A 624-nucleotide genomic window follows, 5' to 3' on the forward strand; every position below is an offset into this window, starting at 1 on the left:
TTAGGGCTCGCTTCCCGCTTAGATGCTTTCAGCGGTTATCGATTCCGAACGTAGCTACCGGGCAATGCCATTGGCATGACAACCCGAACACCAGCGGTTCGTCCACTCCGGTCCTCTCGTACTAGGAGCAGCTCCCTTCAATCATCCAACGCCCACGGCAGATAGGGACCGAACTGTCTCACGACGTTCTGAACCCAGCTCGCGTACCACTTTAAATGGCGAACAGCCATACCCTTGGGACCGACTTCAGCCCCAGGATGTGATGAGCCGACATCGAGGTGCCAAACACCGCCGTCGATATGAACTCTTGGGCGGTATCAGCCTGTTATCCCCGGAGTACCTTTTATCCGTTGAGCGATGGCCCTTCCATTCAGAACCACCGGATCACTATGACCTACTTTCGTACCTGCTCGACGTGTATGTCTCGCAGTTAAGCTGGCTTATGCCATTGCACTAACCGTACGATGTCCGACCGTACTTAGCCAACCTTCGTGCTCCTCCGTTACTCTTTGGGAGGAGACCGCCCCAGTCAAACTACCCACCAGGCACTGTCCCTAATCCCGATAAGGGACCTAGGTTAGAACATCAAAACTACAAGGGTGGTATTTCAAGGACGACTCCATC

1 rRNA gene is annotated in these 624 nt (G+C 54.0%); it reads right to left on the bottom strand.

Features of this window, described 5'->3' with window-relative positions:
* Window positions 1-624, bottom strand: a 23S ribosomal RNA gene (locus NE536_RS22860); the annotation flags it as partial.

Source organism: Shewanella septentrionalis, from assembly GCF_025370265.1.
GTDB lineage: Bacteria > Pseudomonadota > Gammaproteobacteria > Enterobacterales > Shewanellaceae > Shewanella > Shewanella hafniensis.